Source organism: Streptococcus alactolyticus, assembly GCF_012277075.1.
GTDB classification, from domain to species: Bacteria; Bacillota; Bacilli; order Lactobacillales; family Streptococcaceae; genus Streptococcus; species Streptococcus alactolyticus.
The window spans coordinates 490,041-514,570 of the sequence record NZ_JAAXMT010000005.1; the positions used below are offsets into that span (position 1 = coordinate 490,041).

17 protein-coding genes and 1 pseudogene are annotated in these 24,530 nt (G+C 39.9%); 2 read left to right on the forward strand and 16 right to left on the reverse strand.

Annotation, left to right across the window (positions count from 1 at the left end):
- Window positions 1-42: 42 nt before the first annotated feature.
- The 9 genes and pseudogenes from metA to miaA all read right to left on the reverse strand — a co-directional run bounded on the left by metA (window position 43) and on the right by miaA (window position 9,684).
- Window positions 43-975 (reverse strand): homoserine O-acetyltransferase MetA, encoded by a 933-nt coding sequence (gene metA, locus HFK82_RS04335; RefSeq protein ID WP_168260929.1) that lies wholly within the window; start codon window positions 973-975, stop codon window positions 43-45.
- Between the two features lie 103 nt (window positions 976-1,078).
- On the reverse strand, window positions 1,079-1,597 hold the full coding sequence (locus tag HFK82_RS04340; RefSeq protein ID WP_168260930.1) for an adenine phosphoribosyltransferase: 519 nt from the start codon (window positions 1,595-1,597) through the stop codon (window positions 1,079-1,081).
- Between the two features lie 101 nt (window positions 1,598-1,698).
- Window positions 1,699-2,676, reverse strand: a complete 978-nt coding sequence (gene bsh / locus HFK82_RS04345; protein WP_058833142.1) for a choloylglycine hydrolase — start codon at window positions 2,674-2,676, stop codon at window positions 1,699-1,701.
- Between the two features lie 153 nt (window positions 2,677-2,829).
- Window positions 2,830-5,028: a single-stranded-DNA-specific exonuclease RecJ gene (gene recJ, locus HFK82_RS04350; protein ID WP_168260931.1), complete on the reverse strand. Its 2,199-nt coding sequence runs from the start codon at window positions 5,026-5,028 to the stop codon at window positions 2,830-2,832.
- Between the two features lie 35 nt (window positions 5,029-5,063).
- Window positions 5,064-5,822 carry an SDR family NAD(P)-dependent oxidoreductase gene (locus tag HFK82_RS04355; protein WP_168260932.1) on the reverse strand — a complete coding sequence of 253 codons (759 nt, stop codon included), beginning with the start codon at window positions 5,820-5,822 and terminating at the stop codon, window positions 5,064-5,066.
- The gene (rnz, locus tag HFK82_RS04360; protein ID WP_168260933.1) at window positions 5,819-6,748 is read right to left on the reverse strand and encodes a ribonuclease Z; all 930 of its coding nucleotides are present in this window, start codon (window positions 6,746-6,748) and stop codon (window positions 5,819-5,821) included. The genes HFK82_RS04355 and rnz overlap by 4 nt, the downstream gene beginning before the upstream one ends.
- 33 nt (window positions 6,749-6,781) lie before the next feature.
- Window positions 6,782-7,420, reverse strand: coding sequence for a cystathionine beta-lyase (locus tag HFK82_RS04365; RefSeq protein WP_168260934.1), 639 nt, complete (start codon window positions 7,418-7,420; stop codon window positions 6,782-6,784).
- Window positions 7,413-8,651 (reverse strand): GTPase HflX, encoded by a 1,239-nt coding sequence (gene hflX / locus HFK82_RS04370; protein ID WP_168260935.1) that lies wholly within the window; start codon window positions 8,649-8,651, stop codon window positions 7,413-7,415. Before hflX ends, HFK82_RS04365 begins: the two co-directional genes overlap by 8 nt.
- 139 nt (window positions 8,652-8,790) lie before the next feature.
- Window positions 8,791-9,684: pseudogene (gene miaA, locus HFK82_RS04375) on the reverse strand (tRNA (adenosine(37)-N6)-dimethylallyltransferase MiaA).
- 199 nt (window positions 9,685-9,883) lie between these two features.
- On the opposite strand from miaA, the gene HFK82_RS04380 reads away from it, so the two are divergent.
- Window positions 9,884-10,060, forward strand: coding sequence for a DUF3042 family protein (locus tag HFK82_RS04380; protein ID WP_154454290.1), 177 nt, complete (start codon window positions 9,884-9,886; stop codon window positions 10,058-10,060).
- Between the two features lie 56 nt (window positions 10,061-10,116).
- On the opposite strand, the gene HFK82_RS04385 is transcribed toward HFK82_RS04380, so the two are convergent.
- Both HFK82_RS04385 and HFK82_RS04390 read right to left on the reverse strand, forming a co-directional pair.
- Window positions 10,117-10,851, reverse strand: coding sequence for a PHP domain-containing protein (locus tag HFK82_RS04385; RefSeq protein WP_168260936.1), 735 nt, complete (start codon window positions 10,849-10,851; stop codon window positions 10,117-10,119).
- Window positions 10,852-10,879: 28 nt separating this feature from the next.
- On the reverse strand, window positions 10,880-11,320 hold the full coding sequence (locus HFK82_RS04390; RefSeq protein WP_058833145.1) for a cytidine deaminase family protein: 441 nt from the start codon (window positions 11,318-11,320) through the stop codon (window positions 10,880-10,882).
- 185 nt (window positions 11,321-11,505) lie between these two features.
- Here HFK82_RS04390 and HFK82_RS04395 point away from each other — a divergent pair, with 185 nt between their 5' ends.
- Entirely contained in the window at window positions 11,506-12,651 is a 1,146-nt protein-coding gene (locus HFK82_RS04395; protein WP_168260937.1) for a cobalamin-independent methionine synthase II family protein, read from the forward strand.
- A gap of 94 nt (window positions 12,652-12,745) precedes the next feature.
- Here HFK82_RS04395 and addA read toward each other — a convergent pair whose 3' ends face one another.
- The 5 genes from addA to HFK82_RS04420 all read right to left on the reverse strand — a co-directional run bounded on the left by addA (window position 12,746) and on the right by HFK82_RS04420 (window position 24,484).
- Window positions 12,746-16,372 carry a helicase-exonuclease AddAB subunit AddA gene (gene addA / locus HFK82_RS04400; RefSeq protein ID WP_168260938.1) on the reverse strand — a complete coding sequence of 1,209 codons (3,627 nt, stop codon included), beginning with the start codon at window positions 16,370-16,372 and terminating at the stop codon, window positions 12,746-12,748.
- Window positions 16,362-19,604 carry an ATP-dependent nuclease subunit B gene (gene rexB / locus HFK82_RS04405; protein ID WP_168260939.1) on the reverse strand — a complete coding sequence of 1,081 codons (3,243 nt, stop codon included), beginning with the start codon at window positions 19,602-19,604 and terminating at the stop codon, window positions 16,362-16,364. Before rexB ends, addA begins: the two co-directional genes overlap by 11 nt.
- 146 nt (window positions 19,605-19,750) lie before the next feature.
- Window positions 19,751-22,156: a phenylalanine--tRNA ligase subunit beta gene (gene pheT, locus HFK82_RS04410; RefSeq protein WP_168260940.1), complete on the reverse strand. Its 2,406-nt coding sequence runs from the start codon at window positions 22,154-22,156 to the stop codon at window positions 19,751-19,753.
- Between the two features lie 128 nt (window positions 22,157-22,284).
- Complete coding sequence (pheS, locus tag HFK82_RS04415; protein ID WP_168260941.1) at window positions 22,285-23,331, reverse strand: phenylalanine--tRNA ligase subunit alpha; 1,047 nt, start codon at window positions 23,329-23,331, stop codon at window positions 22,285-22,287.
- A 277-nt stretch (window positions 23,332-23,608) separates the two neighbouring features.
- Window positions 23,609-24,484, reverse strand: a complete 876-nt coding sequence (locus HFK82_RS04420; RefSeq protein WP_168260942.1) for a DNA/RNA non-specific endonuclease — start codon at window positions 24,482-24,484, stop codon at window positions 23,609-23,611.
- Window positions 24,485-24,530: the final 46 nt, after the last annotated feature.

Genomic DNA, 24,530 nt, shown 5'->3' on the forward strand with positions numbered 1-24,530 from the left:
TAAAAAGAGAATCTCCTTTATTGTTTATTTGGCTTTATCGCCCTAAATACCTGCAGATTCTCCCAACTGTTCTAATAAATAAGGGGTTTCTTGGTAAACGGCATAGTTAATCCAGTTGCTAAAGAAAGTCGTTGCGGCTAAATTCCACTGCATTAGTATGGCTTGACTAGGGTCATCATTGATATAATAATGCGCTGGCAAGTGGGGTTCTTTTCCAGCTTTGACATCACGCTGGTATTCCCAATCAAGAGTACCTCTATCATACTCCAAATGCCCAAAACTGTAAACTTCCCGCAAATCTTTACTGGCCACAATGGAAACGCCGACTTCTTTCCCTGAAGCAACGATCTCAAGGTGTTCCACCTGCTCAATCGCCGCACGCGTCACTTTTGTATAGCGTGAATGGGGTGCCATAAACACATCATCAAAGCCACGCACCAAAGGATTTGACGGTGCTTCAATCGTCTGAGCAAAAATACCTGACAATTTCTGTGGAAGCGGTGCCTTAGGAATGCCGTATTTGTAATACAAGCTTGCTTGCGCGCCCCAACACAGGTGTAAGGTCGAGTACACATGACTTTTAGCCCAATCAAATATCTGACACAACTCCTCCCAATAATCCACCTCTTCATATCGAAGGGTTTCAACAGGGGCGCCCGTCACAATCAAGCCATCATAATAATTGTCCTTCACATCCTCAAAGGTCTTGTAAAAGGTTTCGAGATGACTTTTGGCTGTGTTTTTGGAATGATGGCTGCGCATATACAAAAAGTCAATATTGATTTGCAAGGGAGTATTAGCCAATAAACGCAATAATTGCAACTCGGTAGTTTCCTTTGTCGGCATTAAATTGACAATCAAAAAACGAATGGGTCGGATATCTTGGTGATTTGCCCGTTTATTGTCCATAATAAAGACATTCTCTTTGCGCAAAATGTCTAATACAGGTAGTTCGCGATCAAGTTTTATTGGCATGAAAATATCTCCATTCTATAATATGTTAAATCATATTATAAAACATGGAGATATAGTTTTCAATTATATAAATTCTTTATGTAGTTATAACTAATAACTATAACTAACCTGGGAAGTTCATCAAGACTTTGGTATCGTAACCTTCAATAGCTTTACGACCATTAAGACCATCCAATTCAATCAAGAAGGCACAACCAGCAACTACGCCACCAAGGCGTTCAACCATTTCAATGGTCGCTTTAACGGTACCACCTGTTGCAAGGAGGTCATCCACGATAAGAACACGTTGACCTGGTTTGATGGCATCTGCGTGCATACATAAAGTATCCACTCCGTATTCTTTTTCGTAATCTGCTGAAATTACTTCGCGAGGCAATTTACCTGGTTTACGTACTGGCGCAAAACCAATACCAAGTTCAAAAGCAACTGGGCAACCAACGATAAAACCACGCGCCTCAGGCCCAACAATCATATCGATTTTCTTGTCTGTTGCGTATTGAACAATTTCACGGATGGCGTAGCTGTACGCATTTCCATCTGCCATTAGAGGCGAAATGTCACGAAAAGTAATCCCTTCCTCTGGGTAATTTTCAATTGAAGCAATATAATTTTTTAAATCCATTTTCTTCTTTCTATGGGCTTTTTGCCAAAAAATGTTTTACATTTTATTATAGCATATTTTTCGAAAAAAGAAGGGGATTTAGGTAATAAATTTTCAAGACCTTAATTTTGATAATTCACTTGCCAATCTTTAATCAATGGATAAGTAACTAACTTGTTATTATCCAAATTTTCCTTATGCATATCGACAGCTGTAATCTGTGAATTATCGTAAGTTGTGTAGTAATAGATACCTTTTTCTGTGTTGATACATGAACTGTAAATGGTGTATTCGTATTTGCCGCTTTCATCTACGTAACATAACCCTTTTTGTTGTTCAACGGATTTCAAAATATGGAAGAACTGGTTAACACTAGATACTTCTGTATCTTCTGCTACTGAATTTAATTTAGTAAAGGCTACCTTAACATAGCGTGACATTGATGACAAATCACCAGGCAAACCAAGGCCTCCCATTCCTCGGCTATAAGTGTCTAAGGTAATTTCTGTAGAAAAGAGATTGTCAGAAACTTTTGGAGAAACGTGACGATAATTGTTTAAATTGAATAATTGTTTATCAAAAGTTGGGTTATTTGTCAAAACACCTGTTGGGTTATCATAAACCTTAAGACCACTAGCCACAGATTCCAACACAATAGCTTCATTGCGGTCTGCAATCAACCAGTGCAAGGGACTTGGTTGAAAATCATCACTAAATGCTTCATTTGTGACGTTAAGATTTTGGCAAAGTTTTTTAACTTCAGCAACAGATTGGCATTGTGATAAGAACCATGGAATCAATTCAAAAGATGCAAGGTTGTCTTTCCCTTCTGCTACTTCTTTATAGTCGGCATTTTCAGGGAAATTCAAACCTGCCATTCCTAAACCTTTTTCATTAACTGCTTCGTAATAAAGTGGGTAATCAGCCACTACCGTTGCCATTCCAATCATGGCAAAATGGCTGTTATTTTCTCCTTGGTGTCTAAACGAAAAAGGATAATTTCGAGGACAAATCGTTACCGTTTCATTGTAAGAAAAGTCCAAATCAAGATTTCGACCAAAGTAATTATCTTTAGTTGTATAAGTAATTGCAGTACACATAAAAAAACTCCTTTAAAAAATACTTTAAAAGTCATCTACAACTTTGCAGTCTCATTATAGTTCCAATTAAAAAAGTTTTCAATTTTTAAGTAAACGTTTTCTATGAAAAAAACTAAAAAAGCTACGCTGAGCTAAGCAACGTAACTTTTTAGTCTAGTTCATCAACCAGTCATAAATTTCTTGTGGCGTTCCAAGTGCCATGAGCTCTTGAAATTTCACTTCTTGCTTAAGATCTTGATAAATTTTACTATCAGAAATGCTGCGTTTCTCAGCACCTTTATTGACGACCATTACTCCATCTGTGATGGTTACAAAATCCAATTCATCAAAAATTTGAATCATTTTGACCAAAAGAATATCAGGAATATTAAGATAATGACTCAATTCTTTCAGCTTGTAACGAACATCAAATTCAGGGAATTGATAAATCGTTTTATACAACTTAGCAAATTGTTCACGAGTTCCATAGCCAGTCAAATAATAAGCTCGTTTAATGTGATTTTTAAAGTAAACGGCATCAAATTGTCGACCAACAAAAAGGGATTTGAGTTCTTCAGCCTTATCAGGAATATCTAGTACAACCACTTCACTGGCACTGGTGTCTTCACTCAAAACAGGAACACGTTCAGGAAGACTGGCATTTTTGGAACGAATATCAATCAACTGAACGCCGTCAACACGCGCGTCTTCAAGCATCAACTGAACTGTGGTTTGCCCGTTCCATTTGTTGATTGACAAGGTAACGGCAAGGCGCAGGTTCTGCGCTTGCTGGAATTCTTGTACCAAATGACCTTGGTTAAAGGCAACAAGGTCAACCGCCGTACTTCCTTGAGCAATTTTTAATTTCAAGTGAGCACCATTTTGCCCCATGGTACGTGCTTGTTTAACGGTAAGGTCTTTGATTTCAAAGACTGGCTTAGCATTATCCATCCCAAAAGGTGCGATCTTCTCAAGACTTTTAACAGTGTCTAAATCAATTTCTGACAAGTCCAGCACTTCATCAATGATCAAAGTCTTTTTCTGAGCTAAATTAATATCATTTTCAGCAATGTAATCACATAAAACTTGTGATAATTGCTCTAAGTTATCAACTGGCAAGGTCATTCCTGCAGCACCAGCATGTCCACCAAAAGCTTCAAATAAATCACGGTGGTCATCAAGTGCATGGAAGATATTGATTGCCTCAATACTTCTTGCAGAGCCTTTTGCCATATCGTCTTCAATGTTTAAGACAATAACTGGCTGAGCAATGTGCTCCAAAATACGACCAGCGACAATTCCTAGAACACCCGGGTGCCAACCTTCTTTTGCCAACACCTGCACAGGCTTGTCAAGATCAACCATGCCCATGGCTTCATCGTAAATTTTTTGAACAATTTCTTTACGTTCTTCATTCTTGGCATTAATCATTTGCGCAATACTTAGCGCTTCTTCATCATCAAAACCAGTCAATAATTCAATAGCTCGATTTGGATCATCTAGACGACCAAGAGAATTTAGCTGCGGCGCAATTTTAAACCCAACAGTTTCCTCATTAACATCTGACATGTCAATATCAGATACTTTCATAAGCTCTATGAGACCAATGCGTTCGGTCTGCTTGAGCATTTCAAGCCCAACCTTGACCATGATACGATTTTCATCTGTTAGACTAACCATATCGGCAATCGTTCCGATAGCAACCAAGTCTAACATTTCGGTTGGGATGGATTCTAATAGGGCACAAGCCACTTTGAAGGCTACACCACATCCTGCTAAATATTTAAAAGGATAGTCAGCTTCTGGATACTCTGGATGTACAATGGCAAATGCGTCTGGAAGCTCTGCTGGTAAGCCATGGTGGTCAGTAACAATGACATCTACTCCTTGACTTTGTGCATAGCTAATAGCTTCATGTCCAGCTACGCCATTATCCACCGTAATAATCAAAGAAACCTGTTGTTGCTCGATGAAATACTTATAAACCGATTCATTTGGTCCATAACCATCAACAAATCGGTTAGGAAGATAGACTTGAACCTCAGCTCCAAGCATTTCCAACGCTTCTTTCATGATACTAGCACTGGTCATCCCGTCGGCATCATAGTCACCATAAACCAAGATTTGTTCATAATTTTCAATAGCTTGACGAATGCGGGCAACTGCCTTGTCCATATCGTGCAAAAGATATGGATCGTGAAGTTGTGACAAATCATTCGATAAAAATTGAGCTAGTTTTTCGTCGTTGTCAACGCCACGACTGTATAGGATTTTGCTGGCTAATGCCGTTATATTTTCTTTTTTTGTCACTTCAAAAAAGCCATCATCTGGCTCTTTTTCAATATTTTTCCAATTGTATTTACTTGTTATCATTCACTTCTCACTTCTTATGTAGAATTGAAAGGAGGTTATTTATAATTAAAAACTTTGCGTGCTAAAAAATCAGCAATCTTTGGGAAAAGAGTATAGAATTTGTGTGCTGCAGCTATTGACCAAGGCATGTTCACTTCACGCTTGTTCTTACCTAAAATGGCAACCGTACGTCTAGCAACTTCTTCTGGTTGCAAAACAAAACGTCCAACACTCTTTAAGTATTCTCCAGATGGATCTGCCTTGTCAAAAAAGCTTGTTGCGATCGGTCCAGGATTAATCGTTGTCACATAAACATTGCTATCAGCTAATTCCAAACGTAGAGCATTTGAAAAACCAATGACGGCGAATTTTGTGGCTGAATACACCGACGATTTAGCCGATGCCATCAAGCCTGCCATGCTGGCAATAGTGATGATATGCCCTCGTTTAGCAGCTTTCATGCGCTGCCCAACCAGTCGTGAAAAAGTCATTGTGGCAAAGGTATTGACCTCAAACATGGCACGAATATCCGCAGTGGTATAGGCATCAAAAGCATTGAAATTCCCGTAACCAGCGTTGTTAATAAAGACATCAATCCGACCGTGCAAATCATACATCCGCTCAACAATAGCAGCAATCTCAGCATCATTTGACAGATCCAGCGACCAACAAGTAGTGTGGGGACGCTTGCCATAAAGGCTTTCTAATGTCGCCTTATCACGCCCCAAGGCAATGACATAATCCTCACTCGGTAGCTGATTGATGATGGCTTGCGCTACACCTCCGCTTGCTCCTGTAATGGCGATGATTCTCATAGGCTAACTTCTTCTAAATCCTTGACCATATGTGTGTTTTCAAAAATCGTTTGCGCATCTTTTTCCAATTGACGGCACTCGCGTCCCAAGAATCGCGCACTGATATGGTTCAACAGCAATTTCTTAGCTGAAGCAGCTTTGGCAATTTGGGCTGCCTGCATATTGGTTGAATGTCCGTGCTTGCGTGCCAAAGGCTCGTCTTTGGTGCCGTAGGTTGATTCGTGTACCAAAATATCTGCTCCCAAACCAAGGCGAATGCTGGCATCTGTTTTACGCGTGTCACCCAAAATGGTGATGATTTTTCCTTTTTTAGGTGCTGAAATGTAATCCTTGGCAATAATCTTGCGACCATCTTCCAAGACAACATCTTGCCCACTCTTGACCTTGCCAAAAAGCGGTCCAAACGGTACTCCAGCAGCCTTCAAGGCTTCAGCGTCCAAGGTTCCTTCCAAATCTTTTTGCATCACACGGTAGCCAATACAGAAAATCGTGTGGTCCAATTTTTCCGCATAAACCACAAATTTATCCGTTTCCATGATTTTTCCAAGATTGGTTTCGTCAAATTCATGAAAATGAATGCGGTAAGGCAAGCGGGCACCTGACAAACGCAAACTACTCAAAATGTAAGAACGAATGCCAACTGGCCCATAAACATCAAGGTCTGTTTGTTCTTCGTTAGCTTGAAAGGCACGGCTCGCTAAGAAACCAGGCAAACCAAAAATATGATCCCCATGCAAATGCGTGATAAAAATACGTTTAACTTTGCGAGGTTTAATGGTTGTTTCTAAAATCTGGCGCTGGGTACCCTCACCGCAGTCAAACATCCACACCTCATTGATTTCATCGAGCAATTTCAAAACCAAACTCGACACATTGCGTGACTTTGAAGGCTGACCTGCTCCTGTTCCCAAAAATTGTAATTCCATATGTTACCGATAAAACCGAAGTTTTGTCCTTTCCTACTGTACTTTTACATAAGCGATAAATTCTCGCTGGTCAAAGGTGTAATAAACTTGCCCCTTGTAGCCAGTTAGTAATTCTGCGAGTTCATCGCGATTGAAACTTTTTAGTTTCACCACGTTTCCTTTTAGCTTTGAAACATGGCTGAGCAGACTGTCTTGTGGCGTGAGGTCTTCAAGAACCTCTTCATCAAACGTCATGTCTGCCATTTTTATATGATTGTCTGTGACATAGACCTTGTATTGTGGGAAAACCTGTGCCAATTCAAATAAGACTTCTAACGATACAGGCTCCTGCTTTTCAGAAAATACTCGTGCAATTTCTTGATCGTTTTCGTAAGTAAATCCGTACGATTTTCCTGATAAATTCAAGCGAATAAAGGGCTTGTGCTCGTCAAAAGAAGGCTCGCTATTAAACAAATGCAAGGCTTTTGACAAATCAAAATAGTAATCCGTTGCTGCCTTTGGAGATTGTTTTTGATACATTTCTGCAAAATAAGCGTTAATCACACTTGGCGGTGGGGTGATAAAATTCAACTTTTGCGCATCTGTCAATGGCTCCAAGGTATTTTGCAAATAAACCTTATCTAGTGACGTAAAACCGCCGTAGGTTAAGGCTAAATTGATATAATCAGTCATAAAATTCTTCTAATCTCCATTTATTTTTAGGGTCAATGTAGCCCGTGATCAATTGATATTCTTGTGTCCATTCATAAGGGTCAAGCAGCGCAATTTTATTTAAGTCATACAGTTTGTAAGCCTGACTTTGATGCACCCGAATGCTAAACGGTTCAAAAAGGTCACGAACTTCATTAAGTATCAAACGACGCAAGAGAGATTTGGCACCCTTATCACGCGCAGATAGGCGAACATTTGGAAAAGCCGTAGCCACCAAATTTTCAGTGCGGTCCATTTTGTTGTAAACGGCTAAGCGAGGAATGTCCTGCATATCCAAGTCTTTCAGCAAATCCAGGACCACTTTTTCATGTTCTTCATGGTTGGGGTCGCTAGCGTCAATCACGTGCAACAAGAGATCAACATGACGGCTCTCTTCCAAGGTTGACTTAAAGGCTGCCACCAATTCTGTCGGTAAATTTTGAATAAATCCAACCGTGTCCGTGAGAGTCACTTGAAATTGATTTTGCAAATAAATTTGCTTTGTCGTCGCATCCAAAGTCGCAAACAATTCATCGGCTTCGTACTGCTTATCATTTGTCAAAACGTTCATAATCGTTGATTTACCAGCATTTGTGTAACCAATCAAACCAATTTTAAAGACTTGTGACTCAGTGCGTTTTTCTCGACCAGTTTCACGATTCTTCTCAACGATTTTCAGTTGACGTTCAATATCTGAAATTTGATTGCGAATCGAACGACGGTTAAGCTCTAACTGACTTTCACCAGGTCCACGACTACCAATTCCACCTGCTTGTCGGCTAAGCATAACCCCCTGACCAACAAGACGTGGCAACATGTATTTGAGTTGAGCCAGATGAACTTGCAATTTACCTTCGTGACTACGGGCACGCATGGCAAAAATATCTAGAATCAACTGCATGCGGTCAATAACTTTAACGCCAAGTTCTGCTTCCAAATTAACATTTTGACGTGGCGTTAAGCGGTCGTTGACAATCACAGTATCGATCTCATCAGCGTCAACAATCGCTTTGATTTCAGCTAATTTCCCTGAACCAATCAAAGATTTGCTATCATATTTCTCACGTTTTTGACGATAAGATGAGACCACCTCAGCACCTGCTGTTTCAGCGAGTGACGCCAATTCTTCCATTGACATTTCAAAGTTTTCTGTGTCAGGCAACTCAACTCCTAGCAAAATCACTCGTTCTTGGTGCTTGCTTGTTTCAATCATCTTGTACTCACCCCTTTACTTGATTAACTCGTAAATATCATTATATCATAAAATCAAAAATGACGGTACAAAGCACCGTTAGGCTATCAGCAAAAGCATTAGAAAAAGCACCTTGAAGGTGCTACTTGCCTTAGGCTAGTTAGTTTGCTAAAAAATCCTGAACAGCCTTATTTATCTGCTTTTTAACATCACTTTCTGATACCATGTAAAAAGAAACGGACATGCGATTTCGGAACCACGTTAATTGTCGTTTGGCGAAACGGCGAGTGTTTTGTTTGAGTTTGTCAACGCTCTCCTCCAACGAAGCTTGACCTGCGAAGTAAGGAAAAAGTTCCTTGTAACCAATAGCACGCGCCGCCTGCACATCACGGTGATTGTCATAAAGCCATTTTGCCTCATCCAAAAGCCCCTTTTCAACCATGACATCCACACGGTGATTAATGCGTTCGTAAAGCACCTGACGGTCATCGTTTAAGCCAATCAACAAAGCATCGTAGGGAGTTTCCTTGTTTTCCAAATCTTGCCCAAATGTCGCTAATTCCAAGGCACGAATGGCACGGCGGCGGTTTAACTCAGGAATCTCAATGTCCTACTCTGCTATTTTGTCAAATAAAACAGCATCCGCCAACTGCTCCAGCTCCTGACGATAAGCCAGCACCTCCTCTTGATTGACCTGACCGCCTAGATGATAGCCTTCCAGCAGACTTTGCAAATACAAGCCCGTCCCGCCAACGATAATAGGCAACTTGCCACGGCTAGTAATATCCTCAATCGCCGCACTGGCTTCCTTGACAAAATCATAGGCCGAATAAGCCTCATCCACCTCACGCACATCAATGAGATGATGCGGTGCCTCAGCCTGCTCCTCAAGAGTCGCCTTAGCCGTCCCAATATCCAAATGACGATACACCTGCTGGCTATCCCCACTAATGATTTCACCGTTAAATCGCTTTGCTAATTCAATCCCTAAAGCGGTTTTTCCCACTGCTGTTGGACCAACAACTGCTATGATTTTTACCTTATCTAAACCCATTTTTACTTATCCATCCGTCCTAACACATATCCTGATAAAAGAAACGTTTTTACTTGAATTCTACACTAATTTTAGTTACTATTATTATAACATATGGTGACGGGACAAGGAACAATCGTCAGTTACTAATAACGACTTGATTTTAGCAATCAGTGATGTGTTGTGACTACCGTCCTTATAAAAAAGGAGGAATTAGATTATGGCTAAAAGATTTGCTTTTGCTAAAGGGATTGCGACAGGTGTTTTAGCAACTGCAGCAACTGTTGCTGGAGCTGTTTACGCTGTCAAGAAAAATATCATTGACCCAGAAGAAGAAAAAGCTGCTTTCATCGAAGAAAATCGTAAAAAAGCCGCTCGTAAACGTGTCTCTCACTAATCAGACAAGTTTAAAAGAACTACAAGCATCTGCTTGTAGTTCTTTTTTTGTCTTACTTACAAAATTTCCCATTCCTTAATGCCAAATTCCTCTAGCAACTGTTGGATCTTATCAAAATACAGGCGAAAATGTTCCAAACGATGCCCGTCTGATCCGATCGAATACTTATGCCCGCCCAATTCCTTGACCAAGCCCAAGGCATAACGATACAAGTCCTCATTATGATACAAATACATGGATTTACTATTTAACTCAAAAGCTAAATCATGGTCAATCATTTTTTGGAAGATACGCTTTAATTGAGGTTCATAAACTTTTAAATCCTCGACTGTCATATCAAAAATTCGAAAGCCATAATCAAAATGTGCTAAAACATCCGCATCCACGCGCCCAATCGCGTGCTCAAGCCTATCCAAATAATCTTGAATGACCACATCCTTGTCCATGCTAGCCACTTCATCATCCAAATAATCATTGATGCCATTGTGGTGAACCGATAACAATTTTAAGTCATAGTTCTTATCTGCTAAATAAGCAATAATATCATCTTCACGTGGCTCATAATAGCCAATTTCAATTCCTTTTTTGATACGATTGCCATATTTTCGATTAAGCTCAGCTATTTCACGCGAATAAGCGTCATAATCCGGCACATTATCTTGCTTAGTATAAGGATTTGACAAATCATAGTGCTCTGTTGTCACAATATTACCATCATAATGAGTTAAATAATCTTCAAACTGAGTCTCTGAATCATATGAAAAATGTGTGTGTAAATGATTATCTCGCATCCTCTACCTCGTTTATCTTTACTTGTGACTAATCTAAATCCTCAATACCAGCTGCCATGCGCTCTTCTCCCCACCAATTTGGCATCAACTCACCAAGTGTAATGGTTTCACGCTTGTCATAGTCAATCATAAATTCCAAATCTTTATTTTTAGGTGACAATTGCATCAAAAATTCACGGCAGGCACCACAAGGCATACCTGAACCACCACCATTTGGCGCTTTATCACGAAAGGCAATGATACGCTTTATAGTCGTTTGACCAGATTGCTGGAACATATTAAATGATGCAGCTCGTTCCGCACAAAGATGAAATACACCAGACGTAGCTTCAAAACAGTAGCCTGTGAAAATCTGTCCATCTTCTGCTTCAATTGCTGCAACAACATGATTTGAATAAATAAAAGGCGTCACATAATGTGGATTATAGTCATTTTTTGCCGCTTCGTACAGTTTCTCCCAAATATCCATCATAAATCTCCTATAAAAATTGTCAGTCTTTTATTATTTTACCAAATTTTCTGTCATTTTTATAGAAAAACATATTTTTTCAGTTATAGTTTATAACTATACATTATCCCATATAAATAACTATTTTTCAAAACTGAAAAGCTCAGCTAAAATAGGAATCACAAAAAATAAACGAGGTATAGAAAATGGCTAAATCAAGATTTCAACTAGTTGGTTCACTTTTACGACCAGCAGATTTACGCGAATACAAAATCGCAATCGAGCATCGTGATGATATCAAATATCCTTTCTACGATGCATTCGAAGGCTACAAAGAAACAGAAACAGCTGATATCAGAAAAGTTATCGCTGAAGAAAAAGCGGCAGGTATCGATGTCCTAACTGACGGCGAATACTCAAAATCTATGTGGCACCTTGATTTCGTTTGGGGCTTAAAAGGTATTGAACGTTACATCGCTGACCACGGATACACTTTCCAAGACCATGATGGCGGTCATTTTGAAACACGTAAGGATATTGGTATCCGTATCACAGAACCACTTTCTGGCAAAAATCACCACTTTCTAGATATTTACAAACTTCTTAAAGAAGAAGCTGGTGAAACTGACACAAAACTAACAATCTGGGGACCTGCTCACGCCTACACAGAATTCACAGTCTTTAATCAATTAGTTGGCGAAGACCAAGTTTACAAAACTAAAGAAGAACTAAAAGCTGGTCTTACAAATGCCTATAAAGAATTCTTGAAAGAATACAAAGAAGCTGGCGGAGAAATCATTCAATTTGACGACTGCCTCTGGGAACTTTTCGATGAAACAAACCCAGCTGGTTTCTTTGCTCAAGGAAACAGCGCTCTTGCCAATCTTGCTGATGAATTCATCGCAGTAAATAACGATGTTGCGGACTACGGTCATGAGCTTGGTTTGCAAGTTTGGACTCACAACTGCCGTGGTAACTACGAAAGTCGTTCTGCTGCTGGTGGTACTTACGAAGCTATCGCAACAAAATTCTTGAAAGATCAACACTATGACCGTTTCTTCCTTGAATGGGATAGCGAAGTGGCTGGTGACCTTAAAGCTCTTGAAAGCTTGAAAGACTCAGATGCTGAAGTCGTTCTTGGACTTCTTTCAAGTAAAACAACTGATCTTGACGATGAAGAACGTGCGCTTAAAATGCTTGAAGAAGCTAGCCAAATCTTGCCAAAAGACCGCCTTTACCTCTCACACCAATGCGGTTTTGCTTCATGTGATTCTGGAAATGAATTGAGCATTCCACAACAATGGGCTAAAATTAAGCAAGGTCAAGACATCGCCGCTAAATTCTGGAGTTAATCCAATCAACTCGCCTTTATTTTTTCAATATACAATATACTATACCAAAAACGGCCGCAAGCTTTATGCTAAACGGTCGTTTTTTTAATTACTTTTAAAGTTTAACTACTTCCAGACACTCTCCACCAAGTAAAACAAGGTATTTATCAACTTGATCAATATGATATGACTTGCTGAGTGCTTCGGCATAAAGTGCCATTTGACCTTGGTATCGGTCTTTGATTTCCTCGCTGTTTGTGTATTTATCAGTCTTGTAATCTAAAAGAACCAAACGATCCTCTAAAATAAGATAAGCATCGACAATCCCACGAACAACAAATTTTTCTTTGCTCTCAGGGTCTTCTTTTAGCATAGCAAATGGAGCTTCGCGGTAGATTTTGTCAGTATTTTGCTGAATCAATTGTCCAAGAGCTGAATTTTCAAAGAAATCCAAAACATTTTCTAGATGAATGCGCGCTTTAACTTCATCTTTAGCAGACACTTGTGTTAGAGCTTTTGAAATATCCTCTAGTGTCACTTTTTGAGACAAGGAAATGCGCTGCATGAGCTCGTGCATGGCAGAACCAATCGCTGTCGCTTCAACCTTGGCTTTTTTCGAAAAATCAGGTAAGGCAAAGCTTGGTTTTACTTGGTCCTTCTTAGCCATCACATCAACACCATCAGTATCCATAACAAGCTCATACAGTTTCTTAACCTGACTAGGTGTTCTTAAGCTTGGCAGGTTAATGGCTGATTGATATTTGGTATTCAACTCTGCAACTGCCTCAAGTCTCTCCAAAGCTTCTGCAATATTTTCTGACTGGCGGTTATTTGACAAATCATCAGGTTTAATAGCTGATTTGACTTCAATCTGCCCGATTTTCTCTTCTGTCAGATCTTCATCTGTGACAAATTCAACCTTAAATGGTAAGTCCTTATAAGCTTCATGAATGGCCAACATCCAATCTTGGAAAGTCATGAAAGCTTCACGTTCTGCAACTGGAAGATGATTATTTTCTGACTTACCGCTGTATTTATCAACCAATTTTTCAGAACTTGCTTTTCCGACTAAATACAATTTCTTCTCAGCACGGGTCATGGCAACATAGAACAAACGCATTTGTTCAGACAAGGTTGCTAGGCGCAGTTCACGTTTATTAAGCTGATAAGGCAAAGTGTCCATGCTGACTTTAACGGTTGGAAAAACATCCGTATCTAACTCTTCTCGCATGTCAGCCAAATATTTGATACCAGCTCCATTTTGACGTGACAAAATCAAGGGTGACATCATGTCTTGAATACTGAATTTCTTATCAATGTTCAAAATAAAGACATACTTGAATTCAAGTCCTTTACTCTTATGGATAGTCATCAAATTCACAGCATGTTTTGGAAGGGCCACTTCAACGTCAGCCAAATCATTTTCACTTTCTAAGACGCGATCAATCATGCGAATAAAGCGTGATAAGCCTTTAAAGCCAGTCTTTTCAAAATTATTAGCGCGAAGGGCAAGGGCGTAAAGATTGGCTTGGCGCTGCTCGGCACGGGGGAGATTGCCCACGTAATCATAATAAAAGCGCTCATTGTAAATCTTCCAAATCAAATCATAAAGCGAATGCCATTTGGCAAAATCACGCCACTTGCTAAAGCAAGTCATAAAATCTTTTAATTTTTCACGTAAAACTGGTGTGACCAATTCTGCATGCTGACCTTGATTAGCCAAAGCATGTTCTAGTTTTTGGTAAAGATTGGCTCTGGTCTCATCCTCGCTTGTTTGAAGAGCAAGACGAGCAAGATCATCTTCGTTAAAAGAAAACATTGGTGAACGCATCAGAGCTACCAAAGCATAATCATTAAGCGGATTATCCAGAGCTCGAAGGGTATCTAGCATCACCATAACTTCAACAGATTTTAGGTAATTTTGCTCACCGCCATCCGTCACCAAAGGAATACCATAATGTTCAAAAGTCTGCAAAATACCATCATTACGCGTACGTGATGAAACTAGCAACGTGATGTCTTCAAAGGCAACACCTCCTTCGTTATGCAGGCGAATAATTTCTTTAGCTACCAGCTTAACCTCGTTTGGATTGATTTGCTCCTCTTCTGGACTACTTGCAAGTTCACCACCATCATCAGTATCGTAAATAAGGACTTGTGTTTTATTTTCTGGATGAGCTTCTTTTTGTGCGGGACTGCCTGCTACTAACTGGTGCATGCCATCATACAAAATTTCCCCAACAGACTCGTCCATCAAATGCGTAAAGACACTATTTGTCGTATCCAAGACTTCTGACTGACTACGGAAGTTTTCTTTTAGCAGAATTAATTTTCCATGTTCTGGATGCTCTTGAAAATCCTTGAATTTTTGGTTAAAAATCTGCGGATCAGCCTGACGAAAACGATAGATAGATTGCTTGATATCTCCCACCATGAATCGATTATGACCATTTGACAATAATTCAAGCATGCGTTCTTGCGTGTGATTGTTATCTTGGTACTCATCGACCATGACTTCGTGGTATTTATCTTGGTAGAGCTCACGAATATCTGGATTTTCTTCCAAAATCTGGATAGCAAAATGAGCGATATCCGAAAACTCAAAAGCATTTTCTTGGATTTTAGCTTGCAAATATTGTTCAGAAAAATCCTGCATAAACGCTTGTAAAAGTTCTAACAAAGGTAGACTTTCCGATTGGTATTTGAAGATAGTTTCTAAGTGTTTCAGACCAGCCAAACGACCTTGGAGAGTCTTGAAAATTGGATATTTTACCCCTGCAACTGTCACAGCTGGACTAGATGGAATCAAGTCAGCCACATCTGTCGCCAAACGACCAAGTCCATCACGACCGTAAAGCGTCTCAAAATGCAAAGCCCACTCATGCAAATGCTCAATCATGTTCAAATGCTTTTTATAAGCCGCTGTAGGCGTCCCCTTAGCTGTTTTTTGCTTGTAATCTTCTAAATCCGTCACATCTTGTAATTGATTAGCTGTCTCATGCATGCAAGCTAGAAAATCCACAACTTCTTGGTCGGGAATAGCGGAAAAATCAGTATAGGTTCTAGCACCTTTCAAGAAAACCTCAGCCAGCCATTTCTTAGGATTATCCGTTGCTTGACTGAAATCATAGATTTTGTAAACAATTCCTCTAAAAGCTGTGGTATCTTTACGATTGCCAGAAAAATTACGAACTAATTTGCGGAAAATGTCTTGATTTTGCCCCGTCATGTAATCTGCAAAAAGATCTGCAAAAACGTCATTCTTGACAAGATCTTGTTCGCTCTTATCCGTCATAATGCGAAAAGTCGGTGAAATTCCTAATGTGTAGCCGTATTGGTTAACCAACTTTTGCGTAAAGGCATCCATGGTTCCAATATCAGCAGTCTGCAGAGCTAGCAGCTGCTCATTAAGATAGGTTTTTAAATCATTATGCGTCGCTTGTTGCAAAGCTTGGCTGATTTTTTTCTCAAGACGTTCTTTTAATTCTCCCGCTGCTTTAACTGTAAAGGTCGAAATAAAGAGCTGGTCAACAGCAATCCCACGCAAAATTTTATCAATAATGCGCTCAACCATGACGAAAGTTTTCCCAGAACCAGCCGACGCTGATACCAAAATATTGTTGCCATAGCTATAAATGGCTTCAATTTGTTCAGGTGTTCGTTTTTGCGCTTTTGATGACTGCGCCTCTTTTTGCTGTAGAGAAGAAATCGCTTCAGCCGTTAAAAATGGTTTAAAGGTCATCTTTTTCCTCCTCTTCTTGCATCAGGCTCAAAAAGCCTTGACGTCTATCTTTTCTTGGTAATTTAAACCACTTGCGTGCGTATGGCATGTGGCGGTCCGCTTCAAAGCGTGTGATAGCTTTTAATTGGTCACCCTTAACCGTCTTACCATCCTCACTGTAAGGATTAATCAAAAAGTATCCTTGTTTAATTTGCTCAGCTGCTTGAAGGAATAATTTTTGATTATAAGCTAGTAAAATATCTAACTCTTCTTGCGTGTAAACAGAATCATTAAGATGATAATTTCCATTTGATAAATAGCCTTTTTCATCTTCTAAGAACAAGCCACGATAGCGAAGTTCTTTAGACAAATTTTCCAAAATTTTCTCTGTAGTAGTTACCGATGACAAATCTACTTTTGGCTCTTGCATGTGAAGGTACATGGCTCCAAAAATCTTATCTGATTTACTTTTAATTTTTTTATCGCGAAGTGCTTGCATATAAGTCACCAATTGCGGATTAAGACCATTGTAGAATTTTTGAATATCAAAGGTATTGTTACTTGATTTGTAATCAACCACCCCAAGACTTCCATCTGACAAACGATCCACACGGTCAATAATGCCTCGAATACGAACTGCATTGGCAAGCATTAATTCAAAAGGTTCTTCTTCATTTTCCACCTGGATCTGAGTATCCTGACGTAAAATGGTTGCCGTGCTTCTAGCAATATCTTCTAAGACTGTCAATGAGTAGCGGCTTTCCTCGTCTTCTTCGTAGATAAATTTGAAAGCATCTTCGGCGTTGGTTGTTTGAATAGCTCGATCTAATTTATTGTCAAACGGCTGGTTAGAAGCATCTTTCATGACCAATTCAAAGACACGATGAAGGTATGTTCCGTGATTTCTAGCATCAGGGTGAATGGTTTCAACCTCTTGTAAACCAAGCACATACTGTAAGAAATATTTGTACTGATTGTTATAGAAAGTTGTCACCGCTGATGAAGATAAATTAATCGGCTCATCACTTGGAAAACGCGTCTCAATCACTTCATCAGAAACTGGCTTGGTCTGCATATTGTCCTTAATAAGTGGCAATTCAATACCGTCATTTACCAGTTTTTTACGAAGATAACGTACAGCTACTGACCAGAAGGTCTGCTCTTCTTTACTAAGCTCGCGTTCTTCTTCAATAGCTAAGCGATTAACCTCAATCACACGAGATAAGAGCGCTTTATAATTCCCAATGTCTTCAGCATCTGTCGACAAACGATTTCGTCCCTTAACCAAAACAGGCACACCAAAGCTAGCTAATTCCGCAAGATAAGAAGATTCCTTATCTTCTGACTCGTTAGCAATTTGTGGCAAACTGAGCACCAATTCTTCCGTCGCTGAATTAAACAATGACAAAGCAGCAAAATGATTTTTCTTAATATTTTCACGACTAATCATATCAAAACGTTGATTGTCAGCTGTTGTCTCATTAACCTTGGCACGTTCTTCATCTGAAATCAAGCTACGATTTTGCGCAATCTTTGGGAAATGCGACTGCGTCATGCCAAGTGCAAAGACAAATTTATTGGTATGTGGCTCAACCAAATCATAAGATTTTACAGAAACCACATCAACACTTGCTGGCACTACGCGGTACTGGGCAGCCAACATACCGCTTCTTAGAAGAGCTAAAAATTCATCCAAAGACAATTTTTCTTGTCCAAAAATCGTTTGAAATTGCTCGAGAATGCCAATAAATGTTCGCCAAACTTGCTCGTGCTTTTCCTGGTCATTTTCTGAGAAGGTAGCTACCATACGCTCTAAATTCTCAGGCAAAGAAATAGCACCCAAGAAAGTCATCAATTTTTCAAGCAGGCTTGAGCCAAACTGCTTTTGTGCCTTAAATAAACCTAGCAAAGGCGCTATGATTTGCTCGCGCATGCAATTAATATAAGCTAAGTGTTCTTCACCCTTGTAAGCAATCGTGAACTCCTTGCCAAATTTACTTTGTCCTTTAATATCAGCGTAAATCAGATATTGCTCAAAAAGGTCTAAATCATCTTGAGTGAAGGAACCATAAAGTCCTGTTTTCAAAAGATTAACCACATCTTCCATACGAAAACGATAACGTTTCACGCGCTCCAAGGAATCAATAAAATGCACCAAAGGATGATCGCTCATCGACTCTGCTTTTCCAAAATAATAGGGAATTTCATATTTATCAAAAATTTTGCCGATTTGCAGACGATAGCTATCCACATCACCCAAAAGCACCAAAATATCTTTATAGCGATAGCCTTGGTGAAGTTTATGACGAATAGCCTTTGCCACATGCTCAACTTCTTCTTTTTGATTAATAACATTCCAGATAGCATAATGTTTCTTATCATCTTGCGTTAAGGTGATATCTGATGTTGTAAAGTCGTGCTTAGCTTCAAAGAGTTTTGACAACTTAGCAAATGCTTCTTGAGATTTTTGAGAACTCTCGACATACTCTGGCTGTGTTTGAAATTTAGCAGCCAAAGAATGCAAAAAATCCAAACTTGCCTGATAGACATTCCCAGTTGAAAATGTAGCCTTATAAGCCTTTTGACTACTGTAAGTTCCGATAATCACTTGAGCACATTTTTCCTCTAAAAGGCTGACTAAGTCTTCCTCTTCTGCTGAAAAACGAGTAAAGCCATCGATAACCAAAACAACATTTTCAAGCGCATCATCCAAATGACCCGATGCTACCTGTTTAACAAAAAATGCAATTTTTGATTGATTTTCATACTGGTTAGCTAACAAAATGTCATTAACTGCCAAAAAGATTTTCACCAAATCTTCTTGCTTCTCAGCCGTATGCAATTCTGTCAAATCAAGCACGGTCATGTTAGCCGTTTTTAATTCCTTATACAAATCAACCAATTGCTTGATGAAATTCGTATCTTGCTTTAAACGCCCGAAAACTTTCAAATCTGTATCAGAAAAATGAGACAGCGCACGATAAAAAATCATAGCTAAGCCATTGTCATCAATCGTTTCTTTGGTCTGAGGTTCATTTAAGACAAAATAGCGCGCCATTTGAGCAAAACGTGTAATGGTAATGGCAAAAGACGCTTGGTCAGGCAAAAGTTCCAAAACTGCCCTTTCTTTTTCAAAAGACAAAGAGTTTGGAGCGATGTAGAAAACACGCTTACCAGCTTTAGCCTCTTCCATCGCTTTTCTTGCCAAAATTTCAGTCATATCAAACTGAATATCTGTATATAATAATTTCATAATAATCCTTCGTCATGTCACTAGATAATCCTATTATACCAAATTCTGCTTTTGGTTTGGCCTTTTGATAAACAAGAAACCACCACTACTTTCGTAGAGGTGGTTTATCTATATTAACCAAAATAGCATAATATTGTATCAAATGATTAACGAACTTCTGCTCCTAGTTGTTCAACAAGGACTTTAGTGATTTTATCCATGTATTTAGTAACTTCTTCATCAGTCAAGTTATCGTTTGGATTTTGGAATGTAAGGCTGTAAGCCATTGATTTCATGCCTTCGGCGATATTAGCACCAGCATAAACGTCAAAGAGTTTGATATCTGTCAAACGTTTCACGTTAGCCGATTCAATAGCTGTAATGATGTCTTTATGCGTTGTTGTGCTTGGCAATAACAAGGCAATATCACGAGAAACTGCAGGGAATTTGGTGATGTCAACAAAAGTTTTATCCGCAGGAAGAGCTGCTTCAATCATATCCAAGTTCAATTCTGCAACATAAGTTTCAGGAATATTGTAGTTGTTAGCGGTTTGTGGGTGAACTTGTCCGACAAATCCAAGCAATTGGTCATCTAGGTAGATGGCTGCTGTACGTCCTGGGTGCATGCTGTCAAGACCTTTTTCAGCCACATAATCCACCGTCACATCAAGCTTATCAAAGAGAGCGTCCAAAATACCTTTGGCATAGAAGAAATCAACTGGAGTTGCCTTGGTTTGGAAATCTTTTTCAGCCACTAAACCAGAAATCGCAAAAGCAAAAGTGCTGATTTCATTTGGCAAATCTTCTTTTGGATTGCCTTTTTGTTCAAAGATTTTACCAATTTCGTAAATGGCAATATTGCTGTTTTTACGAGCGACGTTGTAAGCGATGGTATCTAACATACCAGACACAATGTTTTGACGAAGCACTGAGCGTTCCACTGACATTGGCCACATTAATTCGGTCAAATGGCTTGGTTGTAAGGTAAATTCAACAGCTTTTTCAGGTGTTGTCAAGGCGTATGACACGATTTCAGTCAAACCAGCACCTTCTGCGATTGAACGCACTTTGCGGCGTAATTTTTGCGTCGCAGTCAATTCGCCTGCTGTTCCAGCAGCTTCTGGAAGGGTTGTTGGTAGATTGTCATAACCATAGATACGCGCAATTTCTTCAACCAAATCAGCTTGAATGGCAATATCCCAGCGACGACGTGGCACTGAAACAGTGAAATGTTCTGCATTGCCAGACACACCAAAGCCAAGTTTGGCAAAGACATCTTCGATATCAGCATAAGTTAAGGATGTACCCAAGCGAACGTTAACGTAATCAAGGCTTGTTGATACTTCAACGTCTGTTGTTGGAACAAAACCAGCTTCAACACACCCAACAAGAACTTCTCCGCCTGCCAATTCATTTAGCATAGCAGCTGCAAAATCAAGGGCTTCATCAACAGTTGCGTAGTTGATGCCTTTTTCAAAACGTGATGAGCTTTCAGAACGAAGGTTCAAGCGGCTGCTGGTTTTGCGAATAGATGTGCCATCAAAGACCGCAGCTTCCAAAACAACGTTTTTAGATTGGTTATCAATTTCAGTTGCTTGTCCACCCATAACACCTGCAAGGGCAACTGGTTTGTCCGCAACAGTGATAACAAGGTCCTCATCCACCAGGTCACGTTCTTCGCCATCAAGGGTTACCAATTTTTCACCCAAACGCGCTTGACGGGCAACAATTTTGCTATCGTCAAATTTATCCAAATCAAAAGCGTGCATTGGTTGACCAAAGTACAACAAGATGTAGTTAGTGACGTCAACCACATTGTTGATTGGGCGAATACCAGCATTCATCAAAAGGTTTTGCAACCATTGTGGGCTTGGTTTTACCGTTATATTTTCCACCACACGCGCTTTGTAAGTCAAAACCTTATCAGATTCGATAGCCACATCAATCACATCTTTGGCTGCTTTTTCAACTTCTTTTACGTCTTTTTGTGGGAAGTGAACAGATTTGCCATAAATGGCTGCCACTTCATGAGCAACCCCACGCATTGAAAGAGCGTCCGCACGGTTTGGTGTGATTGACAATTCAATAATCTCATCATCCAAATCAAGGTATGGGAAAATGCTATCACCTGGTTTTGCTTCTGCTGGCAAGATTTGAATACCATCTGAAAATTCTTTTGGAATGATTGAATCAGGCAAACCAAGTTCTTCTAGAGAACAAATCATCCCAAGTGATTCCATGCCACGGATTTTACCTTTTTTGATTTTGTAATTGTCTGCAATACGAGCTCCTGGAACGGCTACAATGACATTAATCCCTGCAGTCACATTTGGGGCACCACAAACGATTTGGCGCAATTCGTCATCACCTGTATCCACTTGGCAAAGGTGCAAGTGAGTATCAGGGACATCTTCACAAGAAACCACATGACCAACGACCAATTTCGTTAAACCATCAGACGGGCTTGATACCCCCTCAACTTCAATCCCTGTTGTTGACATTTTTTCAGAAAGCTCGTGTGTTGTCACATCAACATCGACAAGCTCTTTTAACCATTTATAACTGACTAACATAATCTAATCGTTAAAAGCGTGTTTGCATTCAAGCAAAACTCAAATGACAAACGCTTTATTCCTTTCTACTGTTTATTCTTTTAGACTGACTTTTTTGTAAATGAGCTGATTTTAATAGCTACACTTGCTTAAGATTTAAATTGTTCTGAAAAACGCATATCGCCTTGATAGAAACCACGAATATCGTTGATACCATAGCGAAGCATTGCAATGCGTTCTTGACCAAGACCAAAAGCAAAGCCAGAATATTTTTCAGAGTCAACACCAGACATTTCTAAGACGCGAGGGTGAACCATTCCTGCCCCAAGAATTTCAATCCAACCTGTTTTCTTACAAACGTTACAGCCTTTACCACCACATTTGAAGCATGACACGTCCACTTCAACAGATGGCTCCGTGAATGGGAAGTAAGATGGACGAAGGCGGATTTTACGGTCTTCACCAAACATTTTTTTGATAATCATCTCAAGCGTTCCTTTAAGGTCACCCATTGAAATATTTTCGCCAACCACAAGTCCTTCGATTTGGTGGAATTGGTGGCTGTGTGTGGCATCGTCGGTGTCACGACGGAACACACGCCCTGGTGAAATCATTTTCAAAGGTCCTTTGGCAAAGTCGTGTTTGTCAAGTGTACGGGCTTGAACAGGGCTTGTGTGCGTACGAAGCAAGATTTCTTCTGTAATGTAGAAAGTGTCTTGCATATCACGCGCTGGATGGTCTTTTGGCAAATTCATGCGTTCAAAGTTGTAGTAATCTGTTTCCACTTCAAAACCATCGACTACTTGGAAGCCCATACCGATGAAAATGTCTTCAATATCTTCGCTGATTTGAGTCAAGACATGACGGTTACCAAGGTTCACATGGCGACCTGGCAAAGTCACATCCAAACTTTCAGATTCTAATTGAGCTTTAATTTTTGCTGCTTCAACAATTTTAGCTTGTTCTTCAAAAGCTTTTGTCAAGACGTCGCGGACTTCATTGACTTGTTTTCCAACCACTGGACGCATATCATGTGAGAGTTCTTTCAAACCTTTCAACAATTCTGTCAATGATCCTTTTTTCCCAAGAACTTGTACACGTAATTCTTGAAGTTCTTTGGCATGATCGCCATGCATTTCAGCCAACTTGGCTTGCGTTGTTTCTTTTAATTCTTCTAATTGCGCTTGTAAATCCATTCCATTCCCTCTCTGAATACTGCTCACAAAACGAAAAACGTGCCAAGCTCCATTAGCGGAGCGTTGACACGCGGTACCATCCGTTTTTTATCTGACTTGCAGACCTTAATTCTTGTCTTTTTTGGTGAGTGAATTCGCCAAACTTTCATCTAGGAAGCTTCCAGTCACGGCTCCCATTCCCTGTTAAACTGCCATAAGGGTACTACTCTCACAAGACACTATTCAATTACAGTTTATTCTAACAAATTTTAAACCATTTGACAAGATTGAAAAACGGCTAATTGACACTGACCTCACCAGAATAGTAATTGAAAGTCAGGCCGCTTTGGACATTTGGAATAAAGACATTAAATTCCAAACTACCGTCTGATGATTTTGCCTCCAAATGCGTACCACTTGAGAGAATATTGTCGCCATCATAGATTAAGGTCACGCGATAACGCACACGTTTGTTTTGATCCAAAGCCTTGCGAACCTGTGATTCATAGTAATTCTGACCTGTTGAGTCTTCTGAGTTGGCTTCATTTGCCCAAGCTGTTTGCGTTGCCACATTAGCAGGATTGCTGGTTGAGGCATCAAATCCTTTTAGACCACCAACCAAAGCATAGCCCAGCAAATGCCCGCGATCAACGGCATGGTGATAAGTTCCTGACAAGTGTTGCAATTGGTGCCAGCCAGCTGGTTTCCAAGAAGTTGAGCCATTGCCAGTTTCCTCACGGCTCTTGTATTGGCGTGTGGATTTGCTTAGCAAGGCATTCGCAACCGTCGGAACCGTTTGCCCTTGAACGGTTTTGGTTTTGTTGTTGACATAAGGCTTACTCGATACCTTGGCATTTAAAGACGTCTTGTTTTGATTCACAATATAAGCTCCAGCCCCATTCCACTCAAGCTTGTTGCCCAACTGTTCCTTGACGCTATCAGTTAAAACCGTTTCTGCTAAGGCTTGACTTGGGGCACCGTCTGTTGATTTGGATTGGTTAGACGTGATAGATGAGGCAGACGTTTCTTGCCCAGTGACCAAGGAAACCACCTGCTGCAAGGATTGCTCGCCTGATTCTGAGGTGGTTACCCAGCCCGTCCCGATACCAATTAAGGCAACTAGTACTGCAATAATGGATTTAAACTGTTTTGATGTTTTTGATTTTTTCGCCATAATTCCTTCCATTAAAAAAGTGGAAAACCGCATTTACTCGCATAAA